This window comes from Streptomyces sp. NPDC000878 (genome assembly GCF_053599695.1).
This window is the reverse complement of record NZ_JBSFMT010000099.1, coordinates 15,716-31,760: the sequence shown is the minus strand read 5'-3', so window position 1 is coordinate 31,760 and position 16,045 is coordinate 15,716. Positions and strand designations below refer to the sequence as shown.

The 16,045-nt window shown below is 69.9% G+C and carries 13 protein-coding genes; 8 read left to right on the top strand and 5 right to left on the bottom strand.

Annotated features, from left to right (window positions below; translation table 11 throughout):
- The 7 genes from ACWDR4_RS45300 to ACWDR4_RS45270 form a co-directional block, all read left to right on the top strand.
- On the top strand, nucleotides 1-799 hold a 799-nt coding region (locus ACWDR4_RS45300; RefSeq protein ID WP_450417444.1), incomplete at its 5' end, for an FG-GAP repeat domain-containing protein.
- Between the two features lie 142 nt (nucleotides 800-941).
- The gene (locus ACWDR4_RS45295) at nucleotides 942-1,766 is read left to right on the top strand and encodes a thioesterase family protein (protein ID WP_450417443.1); all 825 of its coding nucleotides are present in this window, start codon (nucleotides 942-944) and stop codon (nucleotides 1,764-1,766) included.
- 112 nt (nucleotides 1,767-1,878) lie between these two features.
- The gene (locus ACWDR4_RS45290) at nucleotides 1,879-2,736 is read left to right on the top strand and encodes a caspase family protein (RefSeq protein ID WP_450417442.1); all 858 of its coding nucleotides are present in this window, start codon (nucleotides 1,879-1,881) and stop codon (nucleotides 2,734-2,736) included.
- Nucleotides 2,737-3,019: 283 nt separating this feature from the next.
- A complete protein-coding gene (locus ACWDR4_RS45285) occupies nucleotides 3,020-4,126 on the top strand; it encodes a M12 family metallopeptidase (RefSeq protein WP_450417440.1) in 1,107 nt (368 codons plus the stop codon).
- Between the two features lie 32 nt (nucleotides 4,127-4,158).
- A complete protein-coding gene (locus ACWDR4_RS45280) occupies nucleotides 4,159-4,533 on the top strand; it encodes a CU044_2847 family protein (RefSeq protein ID WP_450417439.1) in 375 nt (124 codons plus the stop codon).
- Entirely contained in the window at nucleotides 4,455-8,699 is a 4,245-nt protein-coding gene (locus ACWDR4_RS45275) for an nSTAND1 domain-containing NTPase (protein ID WP_450417437.1), read from the top strand. The genes ACWDR4_RS45280 and ACWDR4_RS45275 overlap by 79 nt, the downstream gene beginning before the upstream one ends.
- Before the next feature lie 134 nt (nucleotides 8,700-8,833).
- Nucleotides 8,834-9,823 carry an expansin EXLX1 family cellulose-binding protein gene (locus tag ACWDR4_RS45270; RefSeq protein ID WP_450417436.1) on the top strand — a complete coding sequence of 330 codons (990 nt, stop codon included), beginning with the start codon at nucleotides 8,834-8,836 and terminating at the stop codon, nucleotides 9,821-9,823.
- 21 nt (nucleotides 9,824-9,844) lie between these two features.
- Here the strand turns inward: ACWDR4_RS45270 and ACWDR4_RS45265 are convergent, their stop codons facing one another.
- The 5 genes from ACWDR4_RS45265 to ACWDR4_RS45245 form a co-directional block, all read right to left on the bottom strand.
- Entirely contained in the window at nucleotides 9,845-10,735 is an 891-nt protein-coding gene (locus ACWDR4_RS45265) for an LLM class flavin-dependent oxidoreductase (protein WP_450417435.1), read from the bottom strand.
- Nucleotides 10,736-10,809: 74 nt separating this feature from the next.
- Nucleotides 10,810-11,940 (bottom strand): glycoside hydrolase family 5 protein, encoded by a 1,131-nt coding sequence (locus tag ACWDR4_RS45260; protein ID WP_450417433.1) that lies wholly within the window; start codon nucleotides 11,938-11,940, stop codon nucleotides 10,810-10,812.
- 110 nt (nucleotides 11,941-12,050) lie between these two features.
- Nucleotides 12,051-12,254 (bottom strand): hypothetical protein, encoded by a 204-nt coding sequence (locus tag ACWDR4_RS45255; protein ID WP_450417432.1) that lies wholly within the window; start codon nucleotides 12,252-12,254, stop codon nucleotides 12,051-12,053.
- Nucleotides 12,255-12,567: 313 nt separating this feature from the next.
- Nucleotides 12,568-14,166 (bottom strand): aKG-HExxH-type peptide beta-hydroxylase, encoded by a 1,599-nt coding sequence (locus ACWDR4_RS45250; RefSeq protein ID WP_450417431.1) that lies wholly within the window; start codon nucleotides 14,164-14,166, stop codon nucleotides 12,568-12,570.
- Between the two features lie 17 nt (nucleotides 14,167-14,183).
- On the bottom strand, nucleotides 14,184-15,503 hold the full coding sequence (locus ACWDR4_RS45245; protein ID WP_450417430.1) for an FxsB family cyclophane-forming radical SAM/SPASM peptide maturase: 1,320 nt from the start codon (nucleotides 15,501-15,503) through the stop codon (nucleotides 14,184-14,186).
- A gap of 226 nt (nucleotides 15,504-15,729) precedes the next feature.
- Between ACWDR4_RS45245 and fxsA the strand changes: the two genes are divergently transcribed.
- On the top strand, nucleotides 15,730-15,954 hold the full coding sequence (gene fxsA / locus ACWDR4_RS45240) for an FxSxx-COOH cyclophane-containing RiPP peptide (protein WP_450417428.1): 225 nt from the start codon (nucleotides 15,730-15,732) through the stop codon (nucleotides 15,952-15,954).
- Nucleotides 15,955-16,045 lie beyond the last annotated feature (91 nt).

The window sequence follows — 16,045 nt, the reverse complement described above, 5'->3', positions numbered from 1 at the left end:
GATCTACGACAAGCCGCTGTCGGTCCGCTCCCCGGAGCGCCACGACTTCGGCCGGGACGGCATCGGCGACCTGGTCACCTTCGACAGCGCGGGCCGGCTGGCGATCCAGCCCGGCACCGGGCGCGGCACGATCGACAGTGCGCACAAGGCCCTCGCGGGCGGCTGGCCCACCTCGTCGGCCTTCGTGCCGTTCGGTGATCTGAGCGGCGACGCGTGCAACGACCTCCTCGTCCGGGACTCCGCCGGCCGGCTGACCCGGTACGACGGCACCTGCGGCAAGGCGTTCACACCGAAGACCCCGCCGCACCGTGTGCTCGGCACCGGGTTCGGCGGGTACGACGCGCTGACCTCTCCCGGCGATCTGACCGGTGACGGCCGCGCCGACCTGATCGCCCGTGACAAGGCCGGTGTGCTGTGGCGGTACGCCGCCGACGGCAAGGGCGGTCTGGCCGCGCGCGTGAAACTGGTCGGGGGCCAGGGCGGCTACACCCGGCTGGTCGGCGCCGGTGACCTGAACGGCGACGGCATCGGCGACATGGTCGGCCTGGACCGCGCGGGCGTGCTGTGGCGCTGGTTCGGCAACGGCAAGGGTGCCTTCGGCGGCCGGGTCCGGATCGCGGGCGGGATCAGCGTCAACGCCCTGGCCGTACCCGGCGACCTGACCGGCGACGGCCGTCCCGACCTCCTCGGCCGGGACAGCGCGGGCGCCCTGTGGCGCTGGAACGGCACGGCGGCCTCGACCTTCGGTACGAAGGCCCGGATCGCCACCGGCTGGAGCGGCTACACCGGCCTGTACTGAACCCACCCACCCCCGATCCCGGGCCCGGCCGCGACTCTCCCCGCGGCCGGGCCCGATCATGTCCAGGACGATGGAGGAAATTCCAGACCCCCGCGAGCCCACCGATGACCAGGCTCGCGAACAGCCCGAGGAGAAACGTCCGTTGAACACCGGTACCCCCGCCCCCGGCAGCTACTACGAGCGCATCGACGAGCACCGCTACAAGCCGACGGTCCACGCGGGCGGGGCCTGGGACCCGGACGAGCAGCACTTCAGCCCGCTCGGCGGCCTCGTCGTGCACGCCATCGACCGGCATCTGGCGGCCCGGCCGGGCGACGGCCTGGTTCTGGCCCGGATCAGCTACGACATCCTGGGCCGTCTCGCCCTCGACGAGTGCGAGATCCGGGTGGAGACCGTCCGGCCCGGCCGCACCATCGAGCTGATCGAAGCCGTGGTGCTCATAACCGGCCGCCCGGTGGTCCGGGCCCGCGCCTGGCTCCTCGCCGTCCTCGACACCTCCGCCGTCGCCGGCGGCCCCGACGACCGGCTCACCCCTCCCGAGGCGCTCACCCCGTGGCCGATGACGGAGCTGTGGCCCGGCGGGTACATCGCGTCGCTGGACTTCCGTACCCTCGCACCGCCCCGGCCGGGCCGGACGACCGCCTGGGTCTCCACCAGCCTCGACCTGGTCGCCGGCGAGCCCAGCAGCCCGCTCGCGTCCTACGTCTCCCTCGTCGACACCGCCAACGGCATCGCCGTACGACAGTCGCCCACCGCCTGGATGTTCCCCAACGTCGACCTGACCATCCACCTCCACCGCCAACCCGAAGGTCGCTGGACGGGCCTGGACACCACGGTCACGTTCGGCCCGACCGGCCAGGGCCTCACCAGCAGCGTCCTGCACGACGTCAACGGCCCGGTCGGACAGGCAGAACAGATCCTCACCGTGCGCCCTCTGCACACACTCACGCCGGGAAAGCGCGTCTGAGGGAGGCGTGATATGGGGTGATATTCCATACTGGTAGATGGAATGGGTGATTAACCCAGGCTCGGGGGATCCGCTCCGGACGCTTCCCGTCCGCAGGGAAGGAGGCCATCCCATGGCCAGCGGAATATCACTCCACATCGGCCTCAATCAGGTCGACCCCGCCGCATACGGTGGGTGGAACGGAAAACTCAACGCGTGCGAGAACGACGCCCGCGACATGGAGGAGATCGCCAGGAACGTCGGCTTCGACGACCGAAGGACGCTACTCACGGCAGAGGCGACGGTCGACAACGTGACCGCCGAACTCCGCAGGGCGGCCAGGGTCCTGACGCCCGGCGACATCCTGCTCCTCACCTACTCCGGTCACGGCGGCCAGGTGCCCGACAGGAACGGGCCCGAGGACGAACCCGACCGTCTCGACGAGACCCTGGTCCTCCACGACCGCGAGTTCATCGACGACGAGCTGTACAAGGAGTTCGAGGCGTTCGCCGAAGGGGTGCGCATCTCCGCCTACTTCGACTGCTGCCACAGCGAATCGGCCGTCAGGGCGGTGCGGAGAATTCTGACTCCGGACGCGATGGAGGAGCAGTACCAGACCCGCGACCCGGACCGCATCGAGGTCACTTCCCGGATCATGCCGCCGGACGAGCAGCATGCCGTGTACGACCGGGACAGGACGCTCTACGACACGATCCAGCGCAACCTGCAGCCGAAGGACACCCTCGACCTGCCGGCCAGCGTCCTGCTCATCTCCGCCTGCGCGGACAACCAACTGGCCGCCGACGGCTGGGAGAACGGGCTGTTCACCGGCACGCTCAAGGAAGTGTGGAGCGAGGGGAAGTTCACCGGCGGACACAAGTCGTTCCACCGCGAGATCCTCCGCAGGATGCCGCCCAATCAGAGCCCGGGCCTGTTCGTCACCGGCCGCGCCGACGACGTCTTCCTGCGGCAGCGGCCCTTCACCGTCTGAGGAGTGACTCAGCGGTGCGCGGGGCGGGCATCGGGTCCGCCCCGCCCGGATGCATGACAGCGAAAGCTGGAGCAGCATGGAATGCAGGGGAATCGGATTCGACCGGGACTCGCCGACTCAACAGCCCCGTCGAATCTCAAGAGAACGTGTGCCAGTTCACGAATGGCCTTTCAATGGTCAATCAATTTCGCGTTCGAGAGCGACGGGGTGACCGTGGCGGTGTGAGCCCTCCCCGCGGCGAGTGCGAGCGTGCTACCAGCAGGAAGAAGTCAGGAGCATCGCCATGGTCGCTCACCAGGACAAGGACGCTCAGCAGGACAAGGTTGCCCACCACGACAAGGACGCGCAGCAGGACCAGGACGCTCTGCTGTACTGCGCCCAGCCTCCGCAGGCAATGCGCACGCTGCCCCCGGATCTCAGCCTTCCCCGGACCAGAGCGATACTGCTCAACCAGTCGAAGTGGGTGAACGGTACGCAGCTGCGGTACTGCTTCCTCGACGGCGCCGACGACGGCGTGGCGAAGGCGTGGCTGACCGAGGTCCACGACGGCTTCCAGGAATGGGAGGACGTCGGGATCGGACTGCGGTTCCGCCCCGAGGACGACCCCGCGGAATCGGAGATCCGGATCACCTTCGCCGATGACGGATCCTGGTCGTACGTAGGCACGGACTGCCTCGGTATCGGTGCCGCCGAAGCCACGATGAACTTCGGCTGGGACCCGACGTCACCCCACGGAAAGGCCACGGTCCGGCACGAGATCGGGCACGCGATGGGTTTCTGCCACGAACACCAGAACCCGTTCGCGGGCATCGAGTGGGACGAGCCGAAGCTGTTCGACTTCATGGGTGGCCCGCCCAACTTCTGGACCCCGGACAAGACCCATCACAACATCATCCGCAAACTCTCCACGAACCAGGTGACCGGTTCGCGGCACGACCCGAAGTCGATCATGCACTACGGGTTCGGACCGGGTCTGATCAAGAAGCCGGAGGCACTGCGGAACGGCATCGCCTCCCCGCGTGAACTGTCCGAGACGGACAAGGAGCACGTGCGCCTGTGGTACCCGCCGCTGACTCCTCACCTGGACGAGTTGAAGCCGTTCCAGTCGGCGGTCCTCGACCTCGGTTCCGGCGAACAGGCCGACTACGGGATCGTCCCGGAGAAGAGCCAGAAGTACCGGTTCGGCACCTTCGGGGACGCCGACGCGCTGATGGTCCTCTTCGAGCAGGTCGACGGTGACAACCTGCGCTACGTCACCAGCGAGGACGACAGCGGCGAGGACCGCAACGGCCGCGTCGAGGTCAAGCTCTTCAAGGGGCGCCGGTACGTCCTGCGCGTCCGGATGTACTCCACGTACGGGTCGGGGAACGCGTCGGTCATGTACTGGTGACGTCGGTCAAGTACTGGTGACGAGGAGGCGTCTTGACACCTCTTACCCGGATTCCGCTGGACGGCGGAGGCTGCGTCCTGGTCGAACGGACGGCCCCGTCGGACGGGCCGGTGAAGGCCGGCCGCATCGGTGACGCCGTCCAGGAGATACCGGTGACCCTGCAAGGAGCGCTGGCGCCGGTCACGGAGGCGGCGCGGGCCGCGCTCGACCAGCTCCGCAAGGCTCAACCGGACGAGATCGCCATCGAGTTCGGGGTCGATCTCGCGGTCGAGGCCGGAGCCGTGATCACCAAGAGCCAGGCGAGCTGCCACTTGAAGGTGACGGTGTCATGGAAGAACGACCGCTCGGTTCGTCCGCACCCGGACGAGAGCAGGGGGCACCCTCACACGGACGAGAGCACGGGCTGATCCCGACGACCGGCGCGGCCGGGGAACCTGCCGACGGCGTCGCACCGGCACCGGAGCTGCTCGCCGCCGTGGCCCGGGTCCTCGGCCCGGACGGGTCGGTGGCCGGTGTGGGATTCCTGGTGGCCGAGGGCGTCGTGGCCACCTGCGCGCACGTCGTCGAAGCGGCCGGGGGCGGGCCCGGAAAGGACGTCCTGCTCTCCTTCCCCCATGTGGCGAACGCGGACCGGGTGGCGGGGCAGGTCCCGGGCGAGTTGTGGCGTGCCGCCGAGGGCGAGGGCGAGGACGTGGCGTTCATCCGGCTGACCGGTACGCCGGCGGGGATGCGGTCGCTGCCACTGGCCTCCGCGAAAGGCTGTCGGGGCCACCACGTGTGCTCGTACGGATTCCCGGCCCAGGCTCCGCCGGAAGGGCACTACGGCTACGGGGAGATCGGAGATCTGCTGCCGGCCTCGGAGAGCAGGTGCGCGCATCTGCAGCTGACCGGCGCCAACGACCTCACCACCGGCTTCAGCGGCGGGCCGGTCCTGGACGAGGAGACCGGCCTTGTCGTCGGCATGCTCACCGAGATCGCAGCCCCAGACGCGTACGAGCGGGGGCAGGGCATCGCGTACGTCACTCCGACCCAGGTGCTGCGGGAGATCCTGCCGGAGCTGACCGAGAGTGGAGTGTGCCCCTACCGGGGACTGGAGCCGTTCACGGCCGAGCACGCCCGCTGGTTCGAAGGCCGTCAGGAGGCGGTACGGCAGGTGCTGGCGAACCTGGCCCAGCAGCGGCGGCTGACCCTGCTGCTCGGGCCGTCGGGGTCCGGCAAGTCGTCGCTGATCCAGGCAGGGGTGCTGCGGGCACTGGCGGCAGGGGAACTGCCCCGCAGCGACCGGTGGTTGCCCGTTCTCACCCGGCCGAGGCGGGACATGCTCGCCGAGATCGAACGGGCGGGGCTGCCGGGGGCGAGCAGCGACGGGATCGTCGCGGCGGTCAACCAGAGGCTGGCGGACGATCTCGGTCACCAGCGCGTCCTGCTGGTCATCGACCAGTTCGAAGAACTCCTGGTGCAGTCCTCCAACGGCCGGCTGCGGGACGTCCTGGCGGTCCTCGACGAGGTCACGTCGGCCGCCGACGCCTACACCAAGGTCACCGTCATCCTGATCATGCGGGACGACTTCTATCCCCAACTGGCCTCTCTGGCACCCAAGTTGCTGGAAGCGGCGATGCCGGGACTCCTCAACGTCCCGGGCACGCTGAGCCAGCAGGACCTGCACGACATCATCGTCCGGCCCGCCGAGGACGTACGCCTCCGCTTCCAGCCGGGGCTGCCCGAGCGGATCATCGGCGACGTCCTGGACATCACTCCGAAGGCGGCCATCACCCGCGAGGCACCGGTCACCGTACTGCCCCTCCTGGAGATGACGCTCAGCCAGTTGTGGGACGGCCGGCAGGACGGATACCTCACCCATGAGGCGTACCGGCGCATCGGAGGGGTCAGCGGGAGCGTGACCACCTGGTGCGAGAGCGCCCTCGACGAACTGTCCGCCGAGCAACGGACCATCGCCCGGCGGGCACTGACCTCGCTGGTGCACCCCGCCGACCCCAGCCACAACGTCACGGCTGTACGCACACAGGTCCCCCTCCACGAACTGCGCGACCTGGCGGCCGACCCGACCGACACGGCGGCCGGTCAGCCGGAGGCCGTCGACGCGGTCATCGCCGCGCTCACCCGACGGCGCATCATCACCACGCAGACCCTCCGGACCCCGCAACGCCCCGGCGCCCCTCCCGGGGAACCGGTGGCCGAGCTGATCCACGAGGCGCTCATCCGGGACTGGGGGGCACTGCGGGAGTGGGTCGACCAGGACCACCGCTTCCACGAGTGGCTCGACCGCACCCGCCAACGACACGAACGGTGGGTGACGGAGAAGGACCCGGGGGACCTGCTCGGCGGATCGGCACTCGCGGAGGGCGTCGACTGGTCACGGAAACACCGGCTTCCGGCGGACATCGCGACATTCCTGACGGCGAGCAGACAGCGGCAACGGGCGGTCATCCGCCGGAGTCGGCGGCTCAACGCGGTGCTTGGGGGGTTGTTGGTTCTTGCGCTGCTTGCCGGGGCGGGTGCGATCTGGCAGTGGCGGACGGTGACTGCGGCCCGGCAGGCGGCGGAGTCGCGGCAGCTCGCGGTCCAGTCCGACGAACTCATCGGTACGGATCCCGAACTCGCCGCGCTGCTGGCCGTCAAGGCGTACCGCGGCAGCCACACGTCCGAGGCCCTTGGCAGCCTGCGAAGTGCCGCCGCCCTGCCGGCGCATCGCCGCCTCTTCGGGCACACCGACGAGGTGCGTGCGGTGGCGTTCAGCCCCGACCGCCAGATCCTCGCCAGCGCCGGCGCCGACCGAACAGTACGTCTGTGGGACGCGACCACCGACAAGTTCCGCACCAGCCTCAAAGGACACACCGACGAGGTGAACGCGGTGGCCTTCAGCCCCGACGGCGCCACCCTTGCCACGGCGGGCGACGACAAAACCGTCCGCTTGTGGGACCTGGACACCCGCAAGACAATCACCACACTCAGAGGACACACCGACACGGTGAACGCGGTGGCCTTCAGCCCCGACGGCGCCACCCTTGCCACGGGGAGCGACGACAAAACCGTCCGCTTGTGGGACCTGGACACCCGCAGAACAATCACCACACTCGAAGAACACACCGAGCCGGTGACATCGGTGGCCTTCAACCCCCGCCACAACACCCTCGCCACTGGTAGCGACGATAAAACCGTCATCCTGTGGGACCTGGCCACCCGAAAGACCCGCGTCACACTCAAAGAACACACCCAGCCGGTGACATCGGTGGCCTTCAGCCCCAACGGGCACACTCTCGCCACCGCCGACGGCTACGACGCTCACTTGAGGGACCCGGTCACCGGCGAGAGTCATGCCATCCTGTATGGAACAGCGCTCTTGCTGGCCTTCAGCGGGGACAGCAAGACCTTGGCCACCACCAACGACCGCTTCGTAGACGTGTGGGACACAGCCACCGGTGCGCCCAGAACCAGCCTCGCCGGTCACGCCAACGCGATTCTTGGGCTGACTTTCAGTCGGGACAGCCATACCATCGCCACCGCCGGCCGCGACAAGTCGGTGCGCATCTGGGACGCGACCACTGGCAACAACCTCGCTGGACACACCAGTGCGGTGACATCGGTGGCTTTCAGCCGCGACGGCAGCATCCTCGCCAGCGCCAGCGCTGACAAAACCGTTCGGTTGTGGGACCCGGCCACCGGCAAACCCCGCACGAAGCCCATAAAACATGACGATGTGGTGAATACGGTGGCCTTCAGTCCCGACGGCCGCATCCTCGCCACGGGGGGCACTGACAAGACCGTCCGCCTGTGGGACGCGGCCACCGGTAAACCTCGCGCGAAGCTCGCTGGGCACACCCAGCGGGTGACATCGGTGGCTTTCAGTCGCGACGGCCGCACTCTCGCCACGGGGGGTGCCGACAAGACCGTCCGCCTGTGGGATCCCGCCACCGGTAAACCCCGCGCGCAGCTCAAAGAACACGACGACGTGGTGAGAATGGTGGCGTTCAGTCCCGACGGCCGCACCCTCGCAACGGGGGGTCACGATTCCACAGTACTGATCTGGGACCTGGTCACCCGCAAGGTCCGCATCTCACTCACTGGTCACGACGGCTGGGTGAACGCACTGGCGTTCCGTCCTGACGGCCGCACCCTCGCCACCGTCAGTGACGATGGAACAGCACGCGTGTGGGATGCGACCACCGGTGAAATGCGCAGCGTTCTGACGAAGCACACCGGAGAGGTGAGCGCCCTGGCCTTCAGCCCCGACGGCGACATCCTTGCCACCGGCGGCGGCTGGGACGGCACCGTCCAACTGTGGGACCCGGTCACGGGCAAGGCCCGCACCAGCTTCGTCGGGGCGAACTACCCGTACGGGGTGTACTCGCTGGCGTTCAGTCCTGACGGCCGCACTCTCGCCACCGCCAGCGAGGACGGGACAGTGCGGCTGTGGGATGTCGCGAAGACCACCCTCGACCCCACCGAAGCGATCCAGCGGATCTGCCGCACGGTCAACCGCGACCTCACCCCCGAGGAAATCGCCGCCTACCTCCCCGACAAGTCGACAGACCCCGTCTGCCCGGACAACTGAGCGGAGTCGGGATCGGCGAAACCCCGGCAACCTTTTGGGGCGCCGTGGAGACTATGGGCCGGAAGCTGCCTCAACTGGAGCCTCGCATCGAGCAATCGAGTACATGTTCTCCGGACCAGGTAAGGACCTCCGCCGTGGCGTCCCGTTCTTCGCGTCGTTCTCCGCGCCCTCCCCTCCGTCAGCGGCGGGGCGTTCTCGTCTGTGCCTCCGTGGCGGCTGTCGCGCTCGTCATATCCCTGGTCATGGCTCTGCGGCCCGGGAGTGACGCCGACGACGGCTACGGGGCCGCCACGTCCGCCGCCGGTGCCGGGGTGATCGTGCCGCCCAGCGTGCCGGCGGAGCCCACGCCGTCGCCGACGCCCTCCGTCACCCGGTCCGCGACCCCGAAGGCCACCCCGTCCACCCCGGCGGCCACTTCGGCCCGCGCCGCGGCTCCGAAGCCGTCGGCCGCCGCCCCCCGTACCGCCGCCGCGCCCCGGCCGGCCTCCGGTGAGGCGCCCTTGGCGGGGCGGATCAAACCCGGCGTCGACTACCAGGGCGTCGCCACCTTCTACGGCGCCGGGAACGGCGACGGCCACGCCTGCTCGTACGGGCCGAGCGACGACGTCATGACCGCCGCGATGAACACCACCGACTACGAGACGTCCATGGCGTGCGGGGCGTACATCCTCGTCCGCGCGGCGAGCGGCGCGTCCGTCACGGTCCGGATCACCAACGAGTGCCCGGGGGACTGCGCACCCGGCCAAGTCGACCTCAGCGCCCAGGCCTTCGCCAAGATCGCCGACCCCGTGGCCGGCCGGATCCCGATCACCTGGAGCCTGCTGAGCCCCGCGAACGCCGACACCCTCTCCGTCCGCTACAAGACCGGGTCCAGCCAGTACTGGTGCGGTATCCAGGTCATCGGCCACCGCAATCCGCTGTCGCGCCTCGAAGTCCGTACCAGCAGCGGCAGTTGGGTCCGGCTGGCCCGCACCGAGTACAACTACTTCCTCTCCGAGCAGGGCAGCGGCTGCGGTGGCGCGATCAGGATCAGCGATATCTACGGGGAGCAGCTGACGCTCGACGGGATCGCCGTACGGCCCGATGTCGTGCAGCCCACCCGCGTCCAGTTCGCCGCCCACTGATCCGTCCGCCATGTGGATTGCTCAGCGGCCCAACGCCCGCAGCACGGACTCCAGTTGGCTCAGCGGTTCCGCGCCGACGATCCGCAGTACGACCGTGTCCGCGCCGGCCGTCGACAGCGTGCCGATGTCCTCGGCGGCCTCCGAGGCGTTGCCGGACACGGTGAACACCTGCTCCTGCGGGCGGCCCAGCCAGTCGCCGTGACCCTCGGTGTGCGGGTGCAGGGTGCGTGCCACGTCGTCGGGGTCGTCGCCGACGTAGCAGAACGCCAGTACCGTCAGGGTGTGTTCGGGACCCGCGCCGCCCTTCGCGGTCAGCGTCCGGATGTTCTCCAGGTCGCGCGGGCCGTGGCCCTCGGCGATCAGCGTGCCGTCCGCGACCCGGCCGGACAGCTCCAGCGAACGGGGGCGCACAACTCCGGCCACCAGAGGCGGGGGTTCGGCGGGCGGGTGCACCAACTGGACGCCGTCCAGGCGTACTTCGCGCCCCTCCAGCTCGACCCGCTCCCCGCGCAGCAGGGCCCGTACGGAGGTGATCGTCTCCTCCAGCAGGGCCAGCGGTGAACGGGGTGCGACGCCGACCGACGTCATCCACTCCCGCACCCCGTGGCCGATCCCGGCGACGAGCCGGCCCGGGAACACCCGGGCCAGCGTGGCCAGTTCCATGGCGAGGAGTGCCGGGCTGCGCAGCGGAGCCGGGGTGATCCCGATGCCCACCCGCAGCCGCTCCGTCGCGCCGAGCGCCACGGCCGCCGCCGACACACCGCCGTTCCAGCCGAGGTCCTCGACCACCCACAGGTCGTCGACGCCTAGGGCCTCGGCCCGTCGCGCGAACTCGGGCAGCCCTTCCGGGGCCCAGTCGCGGTCGTACATCACACCGATCCGGAGGTTCGTCGGGTTCATCGGGTTCGTCATTTTCCCGAACCTATGGTCCCGGCCGGTGCCGATCAACGAGGTATTGCGAGGTACAGCGAGGTACAGCGAGGTATTCAGTCCTTGACCGGCTTGCCGCGGCCCCAGCCCCAGGCCAGACGGTCGGCGCCCGACTGGTTGGTGGTGGCCAGCCAGGGGCGGGCGGTGGTGCCCGTCAGGGTCTGGATCGAGTACATGTCGTCGGTGCGCAGGCCGGGCCAGTAGACGGAGCCCATCTTCAGCTCGCGGAAGGTGTCGGTGACGGCCTGCATGTAGTTGATGAAGTTGTTGTCGGGGGTCTTCTTGTTGTAGTCGAACCCCGTGGTCATGAAGGCCCCGAACTCGTCCGCGACCGTACGGTTCGCGCAGTCGCCGATGCGTACCTTCAGGTCGGCCACCCACTGGTCGTAGGTCGCGTACTCCTTCCAGAAGCCGTAGTGGTGCAGCGAGAGGTAGGTGCCCTTCAGACGCGGGTCGGCGCAGACGGACGTGACGTGGTCGTTGTAGCCGGCGCCGCTGACGAACACCTGGTTGCGCGGAACCGACTTGTACGTCGCGAGCCACTTCGCCGCGATGTCGGCCCACTCGGTGTCGGTGTAGCCGTGCGGCTCGTTCATCGGCTCGAAGTAGACGCGCTTGTCGTTCTTGTAGGCCTTGACGACCCTGTCCCACATGGGCCAGTAGGTGGCCGTGTCGTCGATGAAGCCGTCCTTCTGGGCGCCGGTGCCCTCCCAGTAGGAGACGATCACCTTGAAACCCTGGTCCGACGCCGCGTCGATGACCCCTCGGTACGACTTCCAGTAGGCGCCGTTGACCGTGTACGGGTTGATCGGCAGCCGCACCGTGTTGGCACCCAGGTTCGCGCGGAACGCCGCGATGATCCGGCTCGCCTTGGAGTACGTCTGGGCGTAGGTGTCGGAGGTCGACAGACCCGACAGCTGGAGCAGGTCGTCGGCGAAGTTGTCGCGCGGGTCGGCCCAGTTGACGCCCTTGAACTGGGTCGTGTCTCTGCCCGGCGTGCCGGAGGCGGCAGTGGTGGTGGCGGAGGTGGCAGTGGTGGCGGAAGCGGGGGACGAGGCGGAAGCGGGGCTCGCGGCTACCGCCGTACCGCTGGTCGCGGCGAGCGCGAGCGCCACGAGGGCGGCGCGGAGCCGGGGAGAGGGGCGGGTGCCGCCGAGGATGTTGCGCATCAACTTGCCCTTTCGCATGCCGGACAGAGGACCGGGGGACGGGGGATTCGGCTCGCCGTCCTGGGACTTGGGGCGATGTTTACGTAAACATCGCGGCGCCGGAATCGTGGCACCCGGCACAGAGATCGTCAAGGTTTCCGGGGGGTTACATGTTCGCGGGAGGGAACGGGTGACGACGGGTCGAACGTGGGCGGGGTGGCCATGTCCTCGTCCTCCGGGGCGAAACGCAGGGTGCCGGTCGGGTCGCCGGGTTCGCGGGCGAGCATCACCTCGTCCGGGGTCCGTGCTCCTGCCTCCGTCGGCGGGACCCGGCGCAGCCGCTCGTCGGGCACGGGGGCGCCGTACAGGTACGGGCCCCGGCAGCCCCGGCACGCGCCGGACGTCGAACACGTCGGTACGGCACACCACATCGGTCGCCCCGTGGCCGACGACGGGGTCGAGGCGGGGCAGGTCTGGCTCGGGGGCGGGGCCGGGTGGGTCTGGCTCTGGGGCAAGGTGAGGCGAGGCGGGGTGAGGTGAGGGTGGGCTGGGTCTGGGGCGCGTCTGGGTCTGGCTCTGGGGCGAGGCGAGGCGGGGCAGGGCAGGGCGGGGTGGGGCAGGGGGCCTGGGGCTGGGATCGGGGCTGCGGTCGGGGCTGGGCTGGACTTACGCCGATAGTTTTCGGGTCGGCGGGGTTCGGGTCGACGGCTGTTGGAGCGGTGGTTGGTGGGCCTGTGGTTGTTGGGGTGCGTTCGCGTTTCGGTGTTGCCAGGCGGTGCGGTGGGCTCGGGCCGCGGATTCGGCGTGGCGTAGGGCCGGGGCGGGGACCGGCAGGCCGCACAGGGTGTCCAGGGTGGTCAGCATGTGCTGGGCGAAGCGGTGGCCCAGGGGTGTGAGTCGGCCGGAGGACAGGGTGACGGTGGTCGCCTCGTGGGCGGCCAGGCGCCAGCGGGCGAACTGGGCGTGCGCGGTGGCGCGCAGCGCCGGGTCGGGTTCCGTCTCCCGGCGGCGCTCCCAGAAGCGGGCGACGCCCAGATGCGCGTACGCACCGTGGAGCAGGCCGGGCAAGGGGCGAGGGTCGGGGCGCCAGGGGGCGTAGAAGCGCTCGGGGCCGCCCGGTTCGAACAGGTCGAAGAGGTGGAGCAGCGCCGCCAGTTTGTTGTGCTGCATCTCGTGCGTGAGCGTCACCGCGAGGCCCGTCGCCGAGGTCGGCGGGGACAGTGCCATACAGCCGAACGTCTCCGCGCTGCTGCCGCTCCTGTTGCCGTGGCCGGGCCGGGTCAGCGGCACCAACAGGTGTGGCCCGGCGGCCAGTTCTGCGTACGCCTCGGGATGGTCCGCGCGCAGGAGCCGGCCCGCGGCCTGGGCCTGCGTGGCCCAGCGGCGCACCTCGGCGGGGCCTAGACCCTCCGGGTGGGGCGCCGAGTGCGGGAAGCAGGGCGGGTCGAGGGTGTCGAGCAGGAGCGGGGCGCCGCCGTCGAGGGTGGCGAGGAGGTGGGGGCCGTGCCAACGGGCGGTGGTGCCGGGGGAGTTGGGCAAGGGGCCTTCGGCGTGCGGGAGGTCGGGTGCTGTGCTGGATGAGTCGTGCGGCGGGCTGCTCAACAGGGCTTTGTTGTACGGGGGCTCGGGCGGTGTGTTGGAGGGATCGCGCGGTGGGCTGTCCAGCGGGCTTCTGTTGTAAGGGAGTTCGGGAGTTGTGCTGGACAGGCCGTGCGGGGGGCTGTCCAACGGGGCGTCGCTGTACGGGAGTCCGGGCACCGTCACGGTGTTGTCCGGCGTCGTGATGTGGCAGTGGCCCGTCTCGTCGACATGTACCTCGGCGCGGTCGTCGGGACGTGCTCCGGGGAAGTGGGCCCGGCCCAGGGACGGCAGGGCCACCCAGGAGCCGGTGAGCGGCAGCTCGGCCCGGGTCGGCAGACCCGCGCGGGCCGCCGCGGATACCGCGAGAGCGGTGAACCAGTGGACGGGCGGTGGGAGTTGATCGTCCGGGTTGCGGAGGTTGGCCAGCAGGCCGAAGAGGGCGGGGCCCGCCGACGGGTGGGTCAGGGCTGCCGTCGTCGCCTCGGGGGCGGTGCGCGTGACGTCGGTGAACAGGGCCCAGGCGTGTTCGGCCGCCTCGGCTACCGTGCCTCCGGCCTCCCGTGCCGCCACGGTCACGGCGTAGGCGCAGGCCAGGCGTCTGCTGTGCTCGGCGCGGGCCAGTAGGTGCAGGGCGGGTGCTCCGCCGCCGCCTGTGGCGATCGCGTCGAACAGTGCGGTTGGCATTCTGTACGGGGTCGGGCTCATCGGGGCGCCTTTGGGGGCGGGGGGTTCTGTGCGTTGGCGGGTGCCGGTTTGTTGTGGCTGGTCGCGCAGTTCCCCGCGCCCCTTTGGGGCGCGCCCCCCTGCGCCCCCGCCTTCAAGTCCCCTTGCACCCGCCCCCGTACCCGTTCGATCAGTTCGGTCAGGTCGGCGCAGTACACGCTCGGGTTGGCGAAGCCTGTGTCGTGGGCGTAGCGGGTGGCGTAGTGGCCGCCGCCGCACACCTGGTGGAGGGGGCAGGTGCGGCAGGTGGCGGACAGGGCGGCGGTGCCCCACTGGCGGGCCGCGATGCCGGGGTGGAGCAGCAGGGTGTCGAAGGAGTGGTGGTGGATGTCCATGCCGGTGTGGGCGGCACCGTCGTATGCCGTGCGCAGGGTGTCGTCCTGGGTTAAGGAGCCGTCCGTGTCCACCACCGCGTAGCGGACCGGGGACAGGCCCAGTGCCTCCGTCTGCGGAGCGGCGCCCAATAGCAGGGCGAGCAGGTTGTCCAGGAGTCTGACCGACGTCTCCTTGGTCCGTGCGCCGTACCAGCGTTCGAAGACCGCCCACAGCCAGTCCGCGTACGGAGTGCGTCGGCCGGTCAGGTCCAGGCCGGGCGGTGGGGTTCGCCAATTGCCCAGCGGGAGAAGGAAGTCGATGGCCGGGGGATTGTGCGTGAGCAGGGCCTCGTATGTGCGTATCGGGTCGTTGCGCAGGTCGATCGTGCACAACAGGGCGCCGAACAAGGGGCGATGGCGCTCGCTCGACAGTCGGCGCAGGGCCGTCTCGACCCGGGCGTGGCTGCCTCGGCCGTCGGCGCTTCGGCGGTGGCGGTCGTGGGCGGCCCGGGTGCCGTCCGTGCTTATCCCGATCCGTACGCCCAACTCGCCCAGCAGGTCGAGGCGTTGCTCGGTGAGGCGGAGGCCGTTGGTCTGCAGGGTCACGTGCAGGCGTACTTCGTCGCCCACCGTCGTTCGTAGGGTGCGTACCGTCCGCGTCAGGGCATCGTCGCCGATCAGCAGGGGTTCGCCGCCGTGCAGGACCACGCCCGCCTCGGTCGTCCCGTGCGCGGACAGGTGCTCGGCGATGCGTTCGGCCGTGCGGGTCAGGGTCGCCGGGGTCATCGTGCGCGGCTGGGTGCGCCAACTCTGGTCGTGCGAGCGGTACATGTAGCAGTAGTCGCAGGCCAGGTCGCAGCGGCTGTGCACCTTGAGGACGAAGGAGTGCAGCGGAGACGGCACCCAGCCCGCCGCCCGGCGCGCCGCCACGTCGGCGGCCCTCGGCCAGGGCGGTTCGGCGCGGTGCGGTGGCGGTCGGCTCATCCGCTTCCCCCGGCGCACTCTGTTCGGCGTTCGACCAGTATGTCGGTATCCCGGTCAGTATTCGGGCGGGGAAATTCAGCGTCAACATCATGAATGAGCCAACGAAGGTCGACTGGAGGGTAGTTGAGTGACGCTCACAGTCTCCGGCTCCTGCCGTAAGGGCAGTTGGCGGCGCTACGCTGGAAGACCGTCCCGAGATCCTCCGACACCCCATGGAGTGACCTGCATGGCAGTCGCCGACGGCACCGCCCCCACCGGGGCGGGTACAGGAGCGGGAGCGGGCGAAAGCCCGGAACCCGAGGTCGAGTCGGTCGTTCTCGACCTCGCCGCCCTGCCGCCCGAGGACATCGCGGCCCTGCCCGACTCGGTGCTCGGCGCGGTGCTGCGCCGGGTGTACGACAGCTGCGCCGAGGGCAACCCCTTCGTCACCGGGCACAGCGAGAGCGTATGAGACGCGGGGCACGCGTGGCACGCGGGAGCGGTCCGGACGCCGTCAGTCAGGTGTGCGGAGTCCTATACTGGCGCTCCCTGAGTGCACCCTT